15 protein-coding genes and 1 pseudogene are annotated in these 16,238 nt (G+C 60.2%); 5 read left to right on the forward strand and 11 right to left on the reverse strand.

The features are described from left to right. Positions 1–5: 5 nt before the first annotated feature. The 3 genes from AACI_RS14165 to AACI_RS14175 are packed head-to-tail and all read right to left on the reverse strand — an operon-like array spanning position 6 to position 2,634. Positions 6–1,154 carry an FAD-dependent monooxygenase gene (locus tag AACI_RS14165; RefSeq protein WP_012812063.1) on the reverse strand — a complete coding sequence of 383 codons (1,149 nt, stop codon included), beginning with the start codon at positions 1,152–1,154 and terminating at the stop codon, positions 6–8. Then, on the reverse strand, positions 1,151–1,909 hold the full coding sequence (locus AACI_RS14170) for an ABC transporter permease (protein ID WP_012812064.1): 759 nt from the start codon (positions 1,907–1,909) through the stop codon (positions 1,151–1,153). The genes AACI_RS14165 and AACI_RS14170 overlap by 4 nt, the downstream gene beginning before the upstream one ends. Continuing rightward, positions 1,906–2,634, reverse strand: coding sequence for an amino acid ABC transporter ATP-binding protein (locus tag AACI_RS14175; protein WP_012812065.1), 729 nt, complete (start codon positions 2,632–2,634; stop codon positions 1,906–1,908). Before AACI_RS14175 ends, AACI_RS14170 begins: the two co-directional genes overlap by 4 nt. 98 nt (positions 2,635–2,732) lie before the next feature. Between AACI_RS14175 and AACI_RS14180 the strand changes: the two genes are divergently transcribed. Next, the gene (locus AACI_RS14180; protein ID WP_012812066.1) at positions 2,733–3,737 is read left to right on the forward strand and encodes an NADP-dependent oxidoreductase; all 1,005 of its coding nucleotides are present in this window, start codon (positions 2,733–2,735) and stop codon (positions 3,735–3,737) included. A gap of 40 nt (positions 3,738–3,777) precedes the next feature. Here the strand turns inward: AACI_RS14180 and AACI_RS14185 are convergent, their stop codons facing one another. Continuing rightward, positions 3,778–4,008, reverse strand: a complete 231-nt coding sequence (locus tag AACI_RS14185; protein WP_012812067.1) for a hypothetical protein — start codon at positions 4,006–4,008, stop codon at positions 3,778–3,780. Between the two features lie 367 nt (positions 4,009–4,375). Between AACI_RS14185 and AACI_RS14190 the strand changes: the two genes are divergently transcribed. Further along, a complete protein-coding gene (locus AACI_RS14190) occupies positions 4,376–5,395 on the forward strand; it encodes a L,D-transpeptidase family protein (protein ID WP_012812068.1) in 1,020 nt (339 codons plus the stop codon). A 107-nt stretch (positions 5,396–5,502) separates the two neighbouring features. Beyond that, complete coding sequence (locus AACI_RS14195) at positions 5,503–5,787, forward strand: hypothetical protein (RefSeq protein WP_012812069.1); 285 nt, start codon at positions 5,503–5,505, stop codon at positions 5,785–5,787. 66 nt (positions 5,788–5,853) lie between these two features. Here AACI_RS14195 and AACI_RS14200 read toward each other — a convergent pair whose 3' ends face one another. Continuing rightward, positions 5,854–6,789, reverse strand: a complete 936-nt coding sequence (locus AACI_RS14200) for a ketopantoate reductase family protein (RefSeq protein WP_012812070.1) — start codon at positions 6,787–6,789, stop codon at positions 5,854–5,856. Between the two features lie 139 nt (positions 6,790–6,928). Between AACI_RS14200 and AACI_RS14205 the strand changes: the two genes are divergently transcribed. After that, on the forward strand, positions 6,929–7,927 hold the full coding sequence (locus AACI_RS14205) for an asparaginase (protein WP_012812071.1): 999 nt from the start codon (positions 6,929–6,931) through the stop codon (positions 7,925–7,927). 5 nt (positions 7,928–7,932) lie between these two features. Continuing rightward, entirely contained in the window at positions 7,933–9,132 is a 1,200-nt protein-coding gene (locus AACI_RS14210; RefSeq protein ID WP_245530635.1) for a GGDEF domain-containing protein, read from the forward strand. A 58-nt stretch (positions 9,133–9,190) separates the two neighbouring features. On the opposite strand, the gene AACI_RS14215 is transcribed toward AACI_RS14210, so the two are convergent. From AACI_RS14215 to AACI_RS14240, 6 genes and pseudogenes are all read right to left on the reverse strand, one after another. Continuing rightward, positions 9,191–11,530, reverse strand: coding sequence for a glycoside hydrolase family 31 protein (locus AACI_RS14215; RefSeq protein WP_012812073.1), 2,340 nt, complete (start codon positions 11,528–11,530; stop codon positions 9,191–9,193). Further along, positions 11,496–12,848 carry a glycoside hydrolase family 13 protein gene (locus AACI_RS16090; protein ID WP_245530812.1) on the reverse strand — a complete coding sequence of 451 codons (1,353 nt, stop codon included), beginning with the start codon at positions 12,846–12,848 and terminating at the stop codon, positions 11,496–11,498. Before AACI_RS16090 ends, AACI_RS14215 begins: the two co-directional genes overlap by 35 nt. A gap of 102 nt (positions 12,849–12,950) precedes the next feature. Beyond that, positions 12,951–13,232: pseudogene (locus AACI_RS17005) on the reverse strand (alpha amylase N-terminal ig-like domain-containing protein); the annotation flags it as partial. A 26-nt stretch (positions 13,233–13,258) separates the two neighbouring features. Then, positions 13,259–14,287: a LacI family DNA-binding transcriptional regulator gene (locus AACI_RS14230; protein ID WP_012812075.1), complete on the reverse strand. Its 1,029-nt coding sequence runs from the start codon at positions 14,285–14,287 to the stop codon at positions 13,259–13,261. A 25-nt stretch (positions 14,288–14,312) separates the two neighbouring features. Then, on the reverse strand, positions 14,313–15,218 hold the full coding sequence (locus tag AACI_RS14235) for a sugar ABC transporter permease (RefSeq protein WP_012812076.1): 906 nt from the start codon (positions 15,216–15,218) through the stop codon (positions 14,313–14,315). Next, positions 15,218–16,183, reverse strand: a complete 966-nt coding sequence (locus tag AACI_RS14240) for a carbohydrate ABC transporter permease (RefSeq protein WP_012812077.1) — start codon at positions 16,181–16,183, stop codon at positions 15,218–15,220. Before AACI_RS14240 ends, AACI_RS14235 begins: the two co-directional genes overlap by 1 nt. Between the last annotated feature and the right edge of the window lie 55 nt (positions 16,184–16,238).

Genomic DNA, 16,238 nt, shown 5'->3' on the forward strand with positions numbered 1-16,238 from the left:
GGAGGTCAGATAAGCTCCGTTCCGCCCATCATCCACGTCCACACGAGCCTGTCTCCGAGCGGTGCGGTCCAGCGAAACAGGGTGTCCCGCGCGCAAGCCGCGGCTTTCCCTTCCCACTGCATGACATCGCCGAGCCAGCGGGTGACCTGCGCCATCCGCGCTACGCGCCGCCTCCGCACCTCAGCGTAGGCGCGAAACGCCGCCGCCAGCGCGCCAGGCTCCTCCGCCACCCGGTGCGCGACAAGCGCCCGCATGAGCGCAGCGCCGTCCTCGAGCGCAAGCCCGCCCCCAAACCCCAGGTTCGGCGTGATGGCGTGCGCGGTGTCGCCGAGAAGAGCGATCCGGCCCATGGCAAGGGGCAAACCGGGGGCGAGATCGTGGATGGCGTGCGCATACACCGCCTGCATCGGCGTTGCCGCCATGATCCTTTCCACCTCCGGCGGACCTTCAGCAGCCAGAGCGGCGAGGATGCGCCACGCTTCGGCCGCATTGCCCACTGGCGTCAGTCGGCTGCGATTGACGGTTGCAAACCAGTACACGTCCCCCGCGCCCATCGCGGCGTAACCGAACCGAAAGCCGCGCCCCCAGATCTCCCGCATCCTGCGCCCAACATCCACGCCGTGCGCGATGCCGCGCCAGGCCACGTAGTGGGTCGGGCGCGTGCGCGCCTGCACGAGCGAGTGCCGAGCGGTGCCCCGAATGCCATCCGCCAGGAGCAGGCCGTCGTAGGACCGGAGCCCCGCATCCGTCGCCACCTCCACCCGCCCCCCGGCCGCCGCCACGCGGCCCACCTCGCATCTCTCGATGCGCGGGCTCCCCACTGCACTGTGCATCTGCCGAAGCAAATCCGCGCGGCGCACGCACACGGGCAAAAAGCCAAACCGCGCCTCCATCCACGAGAGCGGCAGCCGATACAGCGCGCGCCCGCGCATGTCGGCAATGTCGCCCTCCTCAATTGCCGCCCACCCCGCGCCGCGCACGTCCACGCCGAGATCGCGCAGGGCCCGAAGCGCGTTCGGCCACAGCGTCAGCGCCACCCCGCCTGCGAGCGGTTGGGCGGCGCGATCGAGCAACTCGTACGCGATGCCCGCGCGGGCGCAGGCCAGAGCGGCGGCGAGCCCCGCAACCCCCGCGCCCACGATGCCGAGCTTCACGTCAACACGTCCTCCCGCAGCTGCTGATACCGGTTGAACAGCGTCGGGTACGTCAGGAACCCAATCACGATGCTCGTCACGGCCGATCCCGCCAGGATGCAGAACAAAATCATCAGCTGGTACCGCACCGCCTGCACGGGGTCCTGGCCCGCGATGATCTGGCCGGTCATCATGCCCGGCAGCTGCACCAACCCCGTCGTCTTCGTGGAGTCGATGGTCGGGATCATGCCGGCGCGGATGGCCTGCACAAGCCGCGGGTACATCGCCTGCCGTGGCGTTCCGCCGAGCGCCAGAATGGCCATGATCTCGCCCCGACCGCTCTCCACCTCGCGCCGCAGCCGATTCATCAAGAGGCCCGCCGCGACCATGGAGTTTCCGACAATCATCCCGGACGTCGTGATCACGTAACGCGCCTGGAACGGGATCACGCCGAAGCCCACGAGCACCGCCTGGGTGAGGATTTCCGTGACGACGAGCCCGAAGGCGATGCGCCAGAAAGCGCCCGGGATGCCCTTGGCTCGACCACGCGCGTTCCAGGCGGCGACCGCGATGATGAGGGCGACCATGAGGAGGATGAAGATCAACCGGTGGGATGCAAACACGAGTTTTAGAATGTACCCAATCACGATGAGTTGCACCGCGGCGCGCACCGCGGCCACCACGATGTCGCGCGCCACGCCGAGGCGCAGCCACAGCGAAAGCGCGATGGAAAGCGCCACAAACAGCACGGTGAACGAGAGCGATAGGTAGCTCATGACTTCACTTCTCCACCCTCCGCCAAAAACGACTTCAGCGCCTCACTCCGCGGTTCGGTGAAGAGCTCATCCGGCGATCCGCGCTCCACGAGCCTTCCTCCCGCGATAAACCAGACCTCGTCCGCCACGCGGCGCGCCTGGTCGAGATCGTGCGTGACCCAAAGCATCGTCTGGTGCAAGGTCTGCTTCAGGCGAAGGAGCGTCGATTCCACCTCGCGCTTCGCGTGCACGTCGAGCGCCGCGGTCACCTCATCGAGAAGCAGGATGTCCGGCTCCATGGCGAGCGTGCGCGCGAGTGCGACGCGGCTCTTCTGGCCGCCGGACAGGTCTTCCGCGGCATGGTCCGCGAGATCGGCGGGAAGGTCCACCATGTGGAGGAGTTCCGCGACATCCCGAGGCGGGCGGCGATGGAGCTCGAGCCCGAACAGCACGTTGTCTCGCACGCTGCCGGGAAAGATGACGGGCGACTGAAACACCATGCCCACTCGCTGCCGCAGCTCACGCACCGGCCACTCCCGCACCTCTCGCCCGAGCACGACAATTTCGCCTTCGGTCGGCGTTCGCAGCAGATTGATGAGCGAAATGAGGGTGCTCTTCCCCGCGCCGGACGGACCGATGATGGCGACGGTTTTTCCGACGTCCACCTCGGCCGACACCCCGCGAAGCAGCCACAAGCCGCCTGTTTCAAAGCCGACGTTCTTCAGTTCGACTGCGCGCGATGCCACCGGCTTTCGCCTCCGCTCTCCGCATGGTGTATACTGAGGTCCGGGCATCCGTATTGTGCCCCAATGGTTGGTGTATCGAATTGGACGGAGGTGCTCCCATGACTGTCACCGCCAAGCGCATCGTGCTCGCCAAGCGGCCGCAGGGCACGCCCACGCTCGACTGTTTTCGCTTTGAAACGGTCGATCTCCCGCCGCTTAATGAGGGCCAGGTGCTTGTCAAAACGTTGTATCTGTCGGTGGATCCGTACATGCGCGGGCGCATGAATGACGTGAAGTCGTACGTGCCCCCCTATCGCCTCGATGAGCCCATCACAGGCGGTGCCGTGTGCGAAATTGTCGAATCCAAGGCGGAACATCTCCGCCCTGGAGACGTCGTGCTCACCCAGACAGGATGGCAGACGCACGCCGTCGTGCCGGGCACCAAGGTTCAGAAGCTCGATCCGGCGCCCCAACCCTTGACGCTTGCGCTCGGGCTCCTGGGCATGACCGGCTTGACCGCCTACTTTGGCCTCATCGACGTGTGTGACCCGAAGCCGGGCGAAACCGTCGTTGTGTCCGGAGCCGCCGGCGCGGTGGGCATGGTGGTGGGCCAAATCGCGAAGATCCTGGGATGCCGAGCCGTCGGGATTGCCGGATCCGACGAGAAGGTCCGCTTTCTGACCGAGGAACTCGGCTTCGATGCGGCGGTCAATTACAAGTCGCCCACGTTCGCGGAGGACCTGAAGCAGGCATGTCCCGACGGCGTTGACGTGTATTTTGACAACGTCGGCGGCACGGTCTCGGACGAGGTGCTGAAGCGCATCAACGAATTCGCGCGCATTTCGCTGTGCGGGCAGATTGCGCTGTACAATCTCGACAAACCGGACGTGGGTCCGCGCCCGGGTCCGCTGCTCCTCACGCGAAAGGCGAAGATGCAGGGGTTTATCGTCGGCGACTACGCCCCTCGCTTCCCGGAAGGACTTCAAAAGCTCCAGACCTGGTTCAACGAAGGCCGCCTGAAATCGCGCGAAACCGTGATCGAGGGCTTCGACCGGACCATCGATGCGTTCCTCGGCCTGTTCACAGGCGTGAACACGGGCAAGCTCGTGGTCAAGGTCTCGTGAAACCACCTCAAAAAGGGCAAGCCTCGCGGCTTGCCCTTTCTTATGCGCGCCAAAGGTGATCGTGGAAAAATTGTCGGTACATCCAGGCGGCTAGGACGGCGGACAAAAGCACGTGCAGGACGAGCGCGATGTCGTGTCCCATGGCGCCGTGCGGGATATACAGATAGCGGAACGCCACGATGCCGACCAATTCGAAGCTGAACGCGAACAAGACCCCTGCGGTCACGATGGTCAACAGGCTTCTCGCCAACGTCGTGAGTGCGCGCAACACACTAGGCCCCCGCATTCCGCACAAACTTGGTATTCCCGATTATACCATGGAACAGAAGGGATCAACATCAAAAGTCCCACTTGCTCGTCGTGATGGCCATCGTGTCACCGGGACAAGTCGTCCGACGTCTATCCTTGATGAGGAGAAGGGCCCGGGAAGGCCATGCGCGCGTGACGATTTCTTGAAAAGTGAGCGCAAAAGCGCATGTCGCCGTTCGGAGGGCATACACCATGATCGTGGTCCGATTGCAGCGTTCGACAGCTTGTGACGCTGGCAATCGGTAGAGTATATATGGATGGAAGAAGATTCTGTCGACGACGGTGGGTTCTGCCCCAGGTGTTCGCCGGAAGAAGACGGAGAGATGGTCATGCGCACACGGTGGATTCGTTGGATCGCTTTGGCGTTGGCGTTTTGCGTGTGGCTTAGTCCGCTGCCTTTTTCGCTCGGCGCGACGAGCGATGAACCCGCGCTCCCATCGCCGAACGTCCCACCGGACTCGTGGAGTTCTCTGCAGCAGGACTGGAAGAGCCTTCAGAACCTCGCGCAGAAGGCGGTCCCATCCCCGTCGAGCAGCAAGAACGGAACCCCCTCATCTGGGCATGCGGCCAAGCGATCCACGTCAACGGCGCAGGGCGTGGTCATTGGCGTGGGCGATGTCGGCCCGAAGGCGCTGTGGCTCAACGAATCACTCGCGGTCCTGGGTTACCTGCCCGCGACGTTCTCGCCGTCCGCGCAAGAACCGGCGCAGGCCGTGCGGCTCGCCCTGTCGGCGGGCGCCCACGCGCAAACCTTCAAGCCCTTACAAGGAACTTGGAAACTTCGGTATGACCAGCCGAACGCATGGGTCTCCCTCTGGTCGGCCGACGAAGACACGCCCATCACCGAGGGCGCCGTGATGGCGTTTGAGTCCCAGCATCACCTCGCGGTCGACGGGATCGCGGGGCCGGATGTGATCCACGCGCTGTCCGAGGCGCTGGCGGCCGGCGAGAGGGCCCCCCAAGTGCCGTACAGTTACATCCTCGTCACCACTTCGCTGCCGGAGACGCTCGAACTGTGGGTCAATGGCAAGCTCGTCCTGACATCGCTTTGCAACACGGGCATCCCACAGGCGCCCACGCCGTATGGGACCTACGGCGTGTACGTGCAGTATGCATCTCAGGAGATGAAGGGCAAAGACCCGAACGGCACGCCGTACGACGATCCCGACGTGCCCTACGTGAGCTACTTTGATCAAGGGTGCGCGGTGCACGGTTTCATCCGCCAGAAGTACGGCTTCCCGCAGAGCCTTGGCTGCGTGGAACTTCCTTACGCGGCTGCCGCGAAGGTATTTGCGTACACGCACATCGGCACGCTCGTCACCATCACCTCCGCGCCCCTGTCCACGTGACTGTGTCGTTTGTGCGAACATCCGCGTGTGGGCGGGATCGCCCGCGGTGAGACGAGGTAAACTACTGAAGAGAAAGGTGATGTCGTGCCTTCAGGAGGCGTGAAACGATGAAGTTCGTGTACTGGCTGATCTCCGCCGTCATCGTGCTCGGTGGATGCTATTACCTGTATCTTTACATCCGAAGGCAGGACTCCGTCGAGAGCAGGTACTACCGGTTGCTGAAGGAATTGCCGAACCACCCGGATGACGAGGCGTTGCGCCAGGAGATCTACGCCGTCGGTCGGAGGTTTTACCGCAACCGCATGTCCGGCATCGACGACGCCATCCGGATCGATATCGAGCAGGCGCTCGCGGGCGAACTGAAGACGCCGGAGGACTACCAGCTCCGGTGACGAGTCGATTGGCGGCGCGGACGCGCACGGCGAACGCGCCAGCAACGTCCGCGTCCGTGTCATCGACTAGACGCTCGCGCAAGGCATCCTCTCGTGCGGCGCGATGCTGAGGATGGCGTGGTACAGCAGGCGGTTGATGGGTGTCGGCACGCCCAGTTGTTCGCCGAGTTCGACCACCTTGCCCGCGAACTGCTCCACCTCGGTCGGCCGGCCGGCTTCGACGTCTTGAAGCATGGACGTCTTGCCACTTGGCGACATGGCGTTCAGGATGTCGTCGAAGCCCCGCACGTCCTCTTCCGTGAGCGAGATGCCTCCTTTCTGCGCGATGGCCACCACTTCGCGCATCGCCATGCGCATCACCTCGCGCGCATCCTCCGACTGCTGAAACACCCCGTACGGCGCGCGCAGCACCGCCGACGCCTGGTTGATCCCCACATTGATCATGAATTTCCACCAGACGACTCGCAGAATATCATCGGGCGTCTCATAGGCGATTCCCGCGCGATCGAACACGTCACGCACCGCGCGCACGGCGTCCGCGTGGCGCCCCGTGGCGTCTCCAAAGGAGATGTAGCCCAGGGTGGAATACGTGACGTCGCGCCCCTCACGCACCGCGTCGATGGCGACGCTGATGGCGTGGAGGACGACGTGGTGGGGAAACGCCGCCTGGATATCCTCCTCGCTCGCAATTCCGTTCAACAGCGACATGAAAATCGTGTTTGGGCCTACGTGACCTCTCACCATCTCGATGGCCTCAGCGAGATCGTCATACTTGACGCAAAAGAGCACCAAATCTGCCGGTTCTACGGCGTCCGCAGGGACAGCCAGCGGAAAGTCGATCCGCCGCCCGTTCACGTGAACGCCCGATTGCTCGTAGCGGCGCTTTCGCTCCTCGTCCACGAGCACCCTCAGTTCGACACCCGGCGCCGCGAGCAGCCGCTCCCCATAACTCGCTCCGATGGCGCCGAGCCCCACCAGCGTGACGCGTCGTACGCGTGTCAACTCCCATTCCCCCTCGCATGCCAAAGCTCGCAGCCACCCTCATCTTGATGGAATCCATCGCGACCGTAAAGACCGTCGCCTTCGCATGTGATACACTCTTCCTGCAGAACGGTGTCAACGCGAGAAGGGAAGACCCTACATGAAGCCATTTGTCCGTGTCACCCGCGGTGCGGTCGACGAGAGCTGGCACGCGGGCGCGATAGCCATCGCGAATGCGGAGGGCGAGATCGTCGCCCATTACGGCGATCTCGACTTCTTCACGTTTGCCCGCAGTTCCTGCAAGCCGATTCAGGCCATCCCGGTGGTCGAATCGGGCGCACTGGAGGCGTTTGGGCTTGGCGAAAGCCACCTCGCCCTGATGTGCGCCTCGCATAGCTCCGAGCCCATGCACGTCGAGAAGGCGAGCGAAATCCTCCAAAGCATCGGTCTCGGGCCTGAGCACCTCGTCTGCGGGATTCACGTGCCGCACAGCCGAGAGGCGTACGAAGAGATGGTGCGGCGCGGAGAAGCGCTGTCCGCGATTCACAACAACTGCTCCGGCAAGCACGCGGGCATGCTCGCGTACTGCAAAGCCACAGGAGCCGATCCTTCGACGTACGCCGAGATCGATCACCCGCTGCAACAGGCCATCCTCCGCACGCTGAGCGAACTCGCGGGCGTGCCGAGAGAGGACATCCGCATCGGCGTGGACGGATGCGGCGTTCCGGTGCATGCGATGCCGCTCAGGGCTTGGGCGCGCGCGTTTGCGTCGTTCATCGCCGACGGCGCCCCGCACGCCGCCGCGATGCAGCGCATTCTGGCCGCCATGGGCCGCCACCCCGAGCTCGTGGGCGGAAGCCGGGATCGATTTGATACGGACCTCATGCGCGCGACCAACGGCCGCATCGTGGCCAAGGGCGGCGCGGAAGGATTTTTGGCCGTGATCGACACGGGACTCCGCCTCGCGATGGTGATCAAGGTGCTGGACGGCAACGCGCGCGCCATCCCGCCGGTGGCATTGAAGGCGCTGACCGATCTCGGCGCCATCTCGGCGGCGGAGCGAGACCTGCTTCAGGCGTACGTCGAACCCGCAGTGCTCAACACGCAGGGGCGCGAGGTCGGCCGCATCATCGCGGAGTTCAGCCTCAGCCGACCTTGACGCCCATGCGGCTTTTGGCGCGGGAAGGCGGGAAGCAGGATCTTGGGGGCGCTTGTCGAACATGGACACTGGTGATGGCCATGGCTTTACCGGAAGATGTTCGCGAGTTCCGCAACGGTGCACAGCGCGCAATTCAGATTCATCGGCTGTTTGTCGCGCTCTTCCTGGCCGGGGACCTGCTGTTCCTGCCGGGCGAGTGGTGGCTGCATCGCGCCCATCTGCTGCCGCTCGCCTTGCGAGCCTGGGTGTTTGCGCCGCTTGCCATGGTCTGCATCCAGGGGGCCGCGGAATGGAGCGTGCGCAAGCATCCTCAGTCCCGGGAAAACATGCTGATTGCGTCCGGCACCTTGCTCGCGCTCGTGGCCATCGCCGCGTATCCAGGCGCCGAGTCCTTGTGCGCCTCGCTCCTGTTGCCCATTGTGACGTCCATTCTCCACCTTCGGGTTGAGAAGGTCTGGCTCGCCGGTGCCGCGGCGTTCGCGGCCGAACTGGTGCTGACCTTGATGCAATTGTCCAGCAGTGCAAGCGCCCAGGCCATTCTCCAGTCTCTGGGACACCTGGCGCTTTGGAGCCTCATTCTGCTGTGGACGACGGCCGCATCGCACATCGTCTTGCGATTTGGCCTTCGAATCTGGGACGAACTGCGCGTGCAGACGCGCGCGCAAACGGAACTCTGGGTTCGGCAAATCTTGTCTGAGAAAGAGGCGAAGACCGACGCGCTGACCGGCCTCTACAATCGCAAATCCTTCGATGAATATCTGGACTTCGCGCTTCAGATCAGCGATGGCACGAATACCCCGCTGCACCTGGCCGTGATCGACATTGACAACTTCAAACAAATCAACGATCAGTACGGCCACTTGGTCGGCGACGAGATCCTTCGCCGCACGGCGCAGGCCATCCAGCAGCACCTCGCGGCCGGCGACTTCCTTGCGCGATACGGCGGCGAGGAGTTTGCGGTCATCATCCCTGAGGTCACTCATGAGCAGGCCGTTCAGAATATGGAGAAAATCCGGGAGTATATCGCCAACGTGCATCACGTGGAACTCGACGGAAATCGTGCCACGGTGAGCATCGGCTTGTCGACGCATCGCCCAGGAGAAACGCGCGACGAACTGTTCGAGCGAGCGGACCAGTGCCTGTACCGGGCCAAACAGACGGGCAAGAACAAAATTGTGGCTTGGGAATCGGCGGTATCGGGGTGAATGCACCCAAATTGAAAGGGCTGGAAGGAAGTAAGCTCGAATCCAGCCCTTGAGCCCATCACACATGGATGGAAAACGATATGCCCTGCGCACGAGCCTCACGAACGTCATCTGGTGTGAACACGCGAACAACGCTCTCGAGACTTCCACCATCTCCTGATCCTTGAACAAGATGACATTCGATCAGTGTTCCTTCCGAGGTGGCGAGGGCCTGTAACACGCGATCACAGTAGGCGCCGTCTTCATAGCTAAACGTCTCGCCGTCGTCCTCATAGCATCGACCCGAGGCTCGACCGTTGGCGTCCACGAAGATCTCCCATCCTAGCTGGGTCTCGCCCGACCGCTCCAAGAGGTTCACGGGGATAGCGCTCCCTGCCCTCACGTACAGAGGGATACGATCGAGAGGCGCATACGTCAAGATGTACTGACGCCCTTGGTATCGCTCACGCGTCTCATAATCAATCCATTCTCCATCGGGCAAATAGACCATTCTATGGGCCATGCCCGGCTTGAGGATGGGTGCCACGAGAAGATCGGAACCGACGAGGAACTGATCATCGACGTGGTGCGTGTTTGGATCGTCGGGATACTCTAACACCAAGGGCCGCATCATGGGTAAACCTGTCTCATGGGCTTCCCGTGCGAGCGTGTACAGATAAGGCAGGAAACGATAACGGAGCCGGATGGCACGTCGAATGACGGCTTCGAACGTAGGGCCGAATGCCCAAGGTTCCTGTCGATGCGTTCCCATGGCACTGTGATTTCGAAAGAACGGAAAGAACGCCCCCATTTGCGTCCATCGTGCAAGCAATTCACCTGAAGCGTGATGAGCGAAACCGCCCACATCTGGGCCCCCGAGCGGAATACCGGACATCCCCATGTTGAGCACCATCGGGATGGCCATGGCCATATGTTCCCAAAAGCTTCGGTTGTCGCCCGTCCACACCGCCGCATACCGTTGAATTCCGCTGTAGCCAGCGCGCGTGAGCACAAAAGGCCGCTTGCCAGCCAACTGCGCTTTCAGTCCGCGATACGTGGCTTCAGCCATCCAGAATCCATAGAGGTTGTGGACCTCTCCGTGCGTGTACAATCGTCCGTCGCCTCGGTGGACCACGTTCACGTCCATGGTCTTCGTCTCATTGAACACAGCCGGCTCGTTCATATCATTCCATATGCCCTCAATTCCCATCTGGGTGTACACCCGATGCCACTTGCCCCACCACGCCCGCACTTCCTCCGACGCGAAATCAGGAAAGGCACTCAATCCGGGCCATACCTCACCAAGATACACTTGACCCTCGGCGGTTTGGCAGAAGTGGTTGTGGGCTAGCCCGTCCATGTAAACGGGATATTCAGGATCCTGTTTCACCCCCGGATCCACGATGGGGACAACGCGCACCCCAAGCTTCCGCAACTCGTCGCACATGCGTGCCGGATCGGGAAATCGCCTCTCATCAAAGGTGAACACCCGATATCCATCCATGTAGTGAATATCCAGATACAAGGCATCCACCGGAATGTCGCGCTCGACAAACGTTTGCGCCACCGACAGGACCTCGCTCTGGGTCTCGTACGAGTACCGAGACTGATGATAGCCGAGCGCCCACTTGGGTGGCATCGGCATTCGCCCCGTGAGCTTTGTGTAACGTCGAATGACATCTTTGAGCGAAGCCCCGAAGATGAAATAAACGTCCAACCCGCCTCGTTCTGTCGATATTTCCACGTCAGGGTATCTGCTCCTGAAGTCAAAGCGGGATCGCCCTGGATTATCCACAAAGATGCCAACGGCCGTTTGGTCTTGCAATCGCAAAAAGAACGGGATCGACAGGTATAGGGCCTCCATCTCTGGCACGTGAGGCGCGTAAACGTCCGAATTCCACATGGTGTACGCCTCGTGCCGCTTGTCAAGGGGCCCCGGCTTTTCGCCAAGTCCATAGAACCGGGCATTGTCGAGCGAAGCAAACGTCAATGCGCCGCCTTTTTTGCGCTTGTACCACGTGATGGCCTCGACGGCTGTCCCAAAGCCGAGATGGCGTATACTCCATGTTCCGTCGTCCCGGTTGATTTGAATCTGCCATCCGGCAACACATTCCAGTTGCACGCGTCGCTCTTCCTGAACGAGCCGCCAGGAGTGCCGCTGCGACATCTGTTCCACAATGGCAGGTGTGCTCGTCGGCCACTCCCCAGGGGACCTGCAGTAGGCTACGCGTAGCACGGTGTCGTCGAGTGCGGCGACACCGACCATGACTCCAGCGTCATACTGAACCGTCGCCCAGCCATCGTGATCCACATCAAACCGGCTGGGTCGCCCGAGAAAAGCCCAGTCATCTGGCGGCGAGATCAGCGTATCCGGGCGGATCGCCTCACTGGTTGTGAAATCCGTCTGCTCGTGAATCATGCCCACACCCCTCAGTTGAATCGCATTCCCATATCAGGATCTTTCGTTCCTCGCCCGATGTCCGAGATGGCACATCCCACGCGAATAGTGGGGAGTCCACTTCCGCGCCGAAGTCTCGACGTTTGCAAACAGCAATGTGAAGATGCGGACCTGTGCCGTTTAGCCGTACATAATGCAGCACGCCAGAGTTCGCATCGCGAATCTCCATTGTATCTCCTGCAAGCGCGGGATGGGTTCGCTTGAGCCATGCGAGTTGCCGCACGGCTTCGCGAAGATCAAGCTGCCATAAGTTCGCGTCCCAGATCATGCCCCGACGGCAATCCGGATCGGTTCCACCTTCCATGCCGATCTCGTCCCCATAATACACCATGGGAATTCCGGGTAGCGTGAAAAGCATTGCAAACGCCAACACAACAGAGGGAACATGACCGCGTGCGCGCGTAAGCGCGCGTTCAGTATCATGACTGCCCAACAGATTCCACATCGCGCGCCATGCCGGACGCGGGTACTGCAGATAGAGGCGTACCCACGCTTCTGCGAAAGCAGGTTCATCTATGGATTCGTCCATGGCATAGCGCATGACAAGCTCTCGAAGCGGATAATTCATCACGCCATCGAAGGCATCGCCCATCAGCCAAGGGAGGCTGTCATGCCATATTTCTCCTATCAACAAGATATCAGGTTTCAAGGCGCGCAGTTCTGATCGCAACCGTGACCAAAAGTGGGGATCGATTTCGTTGGCGACGTCAAAACGCCATCCGTCGATATCGCACTCGAGAACATAGTGTTTGGCCACTTGCAGAAAGTATTCTTCGGCAGCAGGCTCTGCCAAGTTCAGTTTTGGCATATGTCTGAGGCGCGTTGCGAAAGTCTCATAATTGACGGATTCGACGTCAACGCGGTCCCCTTGCACGAAGAACCAAGACCAATAGGGAGACGCCGTACCGCGCGCAATGACGTCCTGAAAGGGGGCAAATTGAAACCCCGAATGGTTGAACACTGCGTCGAGAACCACGCGAATCCCGAGGCGATGAGCTTCTCGTACGAGCAATTGCAGATCGCCCAAGGTACCGAATGCGGGGTCTACGGCAAAATAGTCCTGCGTGTCGTATTTGTGGTTCGATGGAGCCTGGAAGATAGGCGTGAGGTACATCAGGTTCACGCCGAGATCGCTCAGATACGGGAGTTTGTCCACAATCCCTCGCAGGTTCCCACCAAATACACTATCAGGGGTTGGACGCGCGTCCCATGGATCCGTCGGACGTACCAACTGTTGTTCACCCACAGCAAACCGATCAGGAAATATTTGATAAGCCACCGCATGCCCCACCCAATCTGGGACAGCGAGAACCCGAGATGGATGAATGTACGGATATTGAAAGGGCTGGACAGCATCCAATGTATCCGCGAGCCCGCCCTCACCCAGGTACACAGCCCGTCCAGTTGAGGATAACACTTCAAATGCATACTTCAGTCTTCGCGTCGGTGCGGCAACTCGACACGTAAACCAGTCAAATGTTCCGTCCGATCCGTATCTTCGAGCCTCACTTGAATTCTGAAAGTCAGGTTCGTACCGATCTCCAAAGTGCACCCGCACCCGCTGTGCGGGTGTGCATCGCGCAACGCGCAACACAAGAACCATGGTTGACAAGTCAAGCGGGTAAGCGTCTGCCGCCCAACGATGCTGCCACACAAGTTCCATGGCCAACCCCCCGGGACCGCCATTCTTCAGGTTGTCAACGTGCCGATGGGTTTTGCACCGCAGGAATATCGAATCACCAGTTCATGCTTGACGATGACATGCCGTTGCAGAGGTTTGCCTTGGTCAATCTCCTCAAGCAAAAGTTCGGCAGATCGGACACCCAGCTCATGCATGTGAACCCGCACACTGGTAAGCGCCGGATGGGCGAGCTCTGCCAAGCGAATATCGTTAAATCCGACGATGGCGAGATCGCCAGGAACCTCGAATCCAAGTTCATGAGCCGCACGCATGCCGCCAAACGCCAGCACGTCGTCTGCACACAGGACCGCGGTGGGACGATCGGGGATCGCGAGCAAGCGCATCATGCCGAGATAGCCTCCTTGCTCAAGAAAAAAGCTTGAGACCTCAAGCCGAGAATCAGGTTCCACACCGTGGTCCACCAGGGCTTGTCGATAGCCGGCGACGCGATCCATCGTCACAACCAAGTCGGAAGCGCCTCCTAAAAATCCAATGCGGCGGTGCCCCAGGTTCAACAAGTGAACTGTCGCGTCGTAAGCGGCTCGCTGATTGTCGTTATTCACCCAACTGATGGGTGCTGGATCAGCGGGTCGGCCGAGAAGAACAGCGGGACAGCGCAACTTCGCGACCTCCTGCAGGACGGGATCGCCTTGCCGCGCGCCGATGAGGAGAACGCCGTCCACACGCCTCCCCCGTATCATGTGATCAAGTGTTTCGATCTCTCCCCTGGCGGATGTGGAGAGCACGGTGTCAACTCCCCGCTGCCGGGCCACCTCGGCCACGCCCGCCATCCACTCGGCGAAGAATGGATTCACGAAGAACTCTTGCGCTGAGGGAGGAATCAGAATGCCGATGGCGCCGGTCGAATTCGTCACCAGGCCGCGTGCAAAGGCGTTCGGGTGGTAGTTCAGTTGTTCAAGCGCAGCCCGAACCCTTCGCTTGGTCTCTTCAGAGATGCGGGGCGAGTTGGCGAGCACTCGGGACACGGTGGACGGTGACACATTGGCGAGGCGGGCAACGTCTTTAATGGTGGCCACGGCGTACCCCTCCTTCCAGCAAACATCAGCCTTTTACCGAGCCCGCCACCAACCCTTTTGTCAGGTATCGCTGTGCGACGGCAAACACGATGGCAAGCGGCACAGCCGACAAGAGTGCAGCTGCAGCGAATTCTCCCCAGTTCTTGGCGAACTGCCCGCTAATCAGATTGTACATTCCAACACCGAGTGTGTAATTCCAGGGCGACTGAAGAATGGTTCCTGCGAACATGTACTCGCTGAAGATGCCAACAAGGGTCAGAAAGAAAATCACGACCATCATCGGGGTGGACAAGGGCAACGTCACATGAATGAACCTCTGCCAAGTCGTCGCACCGTCGATCACGGCGGCCTCGTCCAGTTCTTTCGGCACGGAATCCATGTACCCCTTGAGGAGCCAGATGTTAAAAGCACTCGTTCCAAGCATAACGAGGATGTACGAACCTAACATATCAATCATGTTTAACTTCGCGAGCGCGGTGTAGAAGGCCGCGATCGCCAAGATATTGGGGAACATCTGAAGCAGGAGAAGGGTCATCAGACCATACTTCCGCCCGTAAAATCTAAGCTTCGAAAAGGCGAAGGCGGACATCGCTGTGATGAACGATTGTGCCATCGCGACGACAACACCGACCACTAAACTGTTGCGAACCCACGTCCAAAACTGGCCACCTTGAAACAGGGCTTTGTAGTTCGCGAGGGAAGCATTCGACGGGAACAACGAAAACGAAATGTACGAATTTGAAGGATTGAAGGACGCAATGACGACAAACCACATGGGGAGCAGAACCATGACGATGACGCACCAAATGACGATGCGCGACACCCACAGAGCGACTTGCTCTCCCGGCTGCATGGACCGGCGACGACGCGTGCGAGCTGCGATTGGGCGCTGGGATTTCATTGCGGAGAAACTCTGACTCGACATAGCCATCACGCATCGACCTCCTTAAAGGCTCCGGTATAGCGCATCTGCACCCAGCTGATAAGAGCCACAAGAATGAACAGCAGAACGGAAATCGTCGCTCCTAAGTCGTAGCGATTGAACGTAAGAGTCATTTTGTAGGCCGCAGTTGCCAAAATGTCCGTTTGACCCAGGAATGGGTTGTTCGAATTGGGCGGTCCGCCTCCAGTCAACAGATACGATGCGTTGAAGTTGTTAAAGTTGTATGAAAAAGACGGTATCAGGAGCGGCAAAGAGATTCGCCACACCGAAGGCATGGTCACATACCGAAACACTTGCCACCAGTTGGCTCCGTCAATTTCCGCGGCCTCATATTGGTCGGTCGGGATCGACTGCAGAGCACCTAAACAAACGGTCATCATGTAGGGAAAACCGGCCCAAACATTGACCATGATGACAGCGATTCGAGCCCATAACGCGCTCGTGAGCCAGGGAATGCGCGGCAGGCCAAACACGCCATGCAAAAGTGCATTGATTTGCCCGTACTGATCGTTCAACAGGCCCTGCCATGCGAGCATTGAAATGAGGTTCGGAACCGCCCAAGGCACGATGAGCAGTGTTCGATAGAGAGTGCGCTCCCGCATGTGTTTGTTATTGAGTAGGACGGCGAGGAACAATCCCACGAGATACGCGAGCGCCGTGGTACAGAGCGCGTACACCAAGGTCCAGATGAATGTCGGCAAAAATAGATTCGACAACGGATCATGCGGATTTAAAAGTTCCTCATAGTTCTTCAAACCTACGAACTGATAAGAAAGAAAGTGCATTTGATTAAAATTAGTAAACGAGATGTATATAGTGTAAAAAATGGGTAGGATGCTGAGAACACAGATGGTGACGAGCGCTGGAGAGAGGTACCCGTAGGCGACCCAATCCACGCGCCGCTTTGCGCGCTCCCGGCCGTGAGACCTTCTCATCTCCATGACGGTGGCCATAGGCTTACCCCCTCGTAAGGAAAGGAGCCAGCCACAGGCCGGCTCCCACCTGCGT

It is taken from the genome of Alicyclobacillus acidocaldarius subsp. acidocaldarius DSM 446 (genome assembly GCF_000024285.1).
Taxonomy (GTDB): Bacteria; Bacillota; Bacilli; order Alicyclobacillales; family Alicyclobacillaceae; genus Alicyclobacillus; species Alicyclobacillus acidocaldarius.

Bases quoted from the DNA above. Each gene is read 5' to 3' on its own strand.
- AACI_RS14170 (WP_012812064.1), bottom strand. From the start codon at position 1,909: ATGAGCTACCTATCGCTCTCGTTCACCGTGCTGTTTGTGGCGCTTTCC.
- AACI_RS14180 (WP_012812066.1), top strand. From the start codon at position 2,733: ATGACTGTCACCGCCAAGCGCATCGTGCTCGCCAAGCGGCCGCAGGGC.
- AACI_RS14190 (WP_012812068.1), top strand. From the start codon at position 4,376: ATGCGCACACGGTGGATTCGTTGGATCGCTTTGGCGTTGGCGTTTTGC.
- AACI_RS14195 (WP_012812069.1), top strand. From the start codon at position 5,503: ATGAAGTTCGTGTACTGGCTGATCTCCGCCGTCATCGTGCTCGGTGGA.
- AACI_RS14205 (WP_012812071.1), top strand. From the start codon at position 6,929: ATGAAGCCATTTGTCCGTGTCACCCGCGGTGCGGTCGACGAGAGCTGG.
- AACI_RS14210 (WP_245530635.1), top strand. From the start codon at position 7,933: ATGCGGCTTTTGGCGCGGGAAGGCGGGAAGCAGGATCTTGGGGGCGCT.
- AACI_RS14215 (WP_012812073.1), bottom strand. From the start codon at position 11,530: ATGATTCACGAGCAGACGGATTTCACAACCAGTGAGGCGATCCGCCCG.
- AACI_RS14235 (WP_012812076.1), bottom strand. From the start codon at position 15,218: ATGGCTATGTCGAGTCAGAGTTTCTCCGCAATGAAATCCCAGCGCCCA.
- AACI_RS14240 (WP_012812077.1), bottom strand. From the start codon at position 16,183: ATGGCCACCGTCATGGAGATGAGAAGGTCTCACGGCCGGGAGCGCGCA.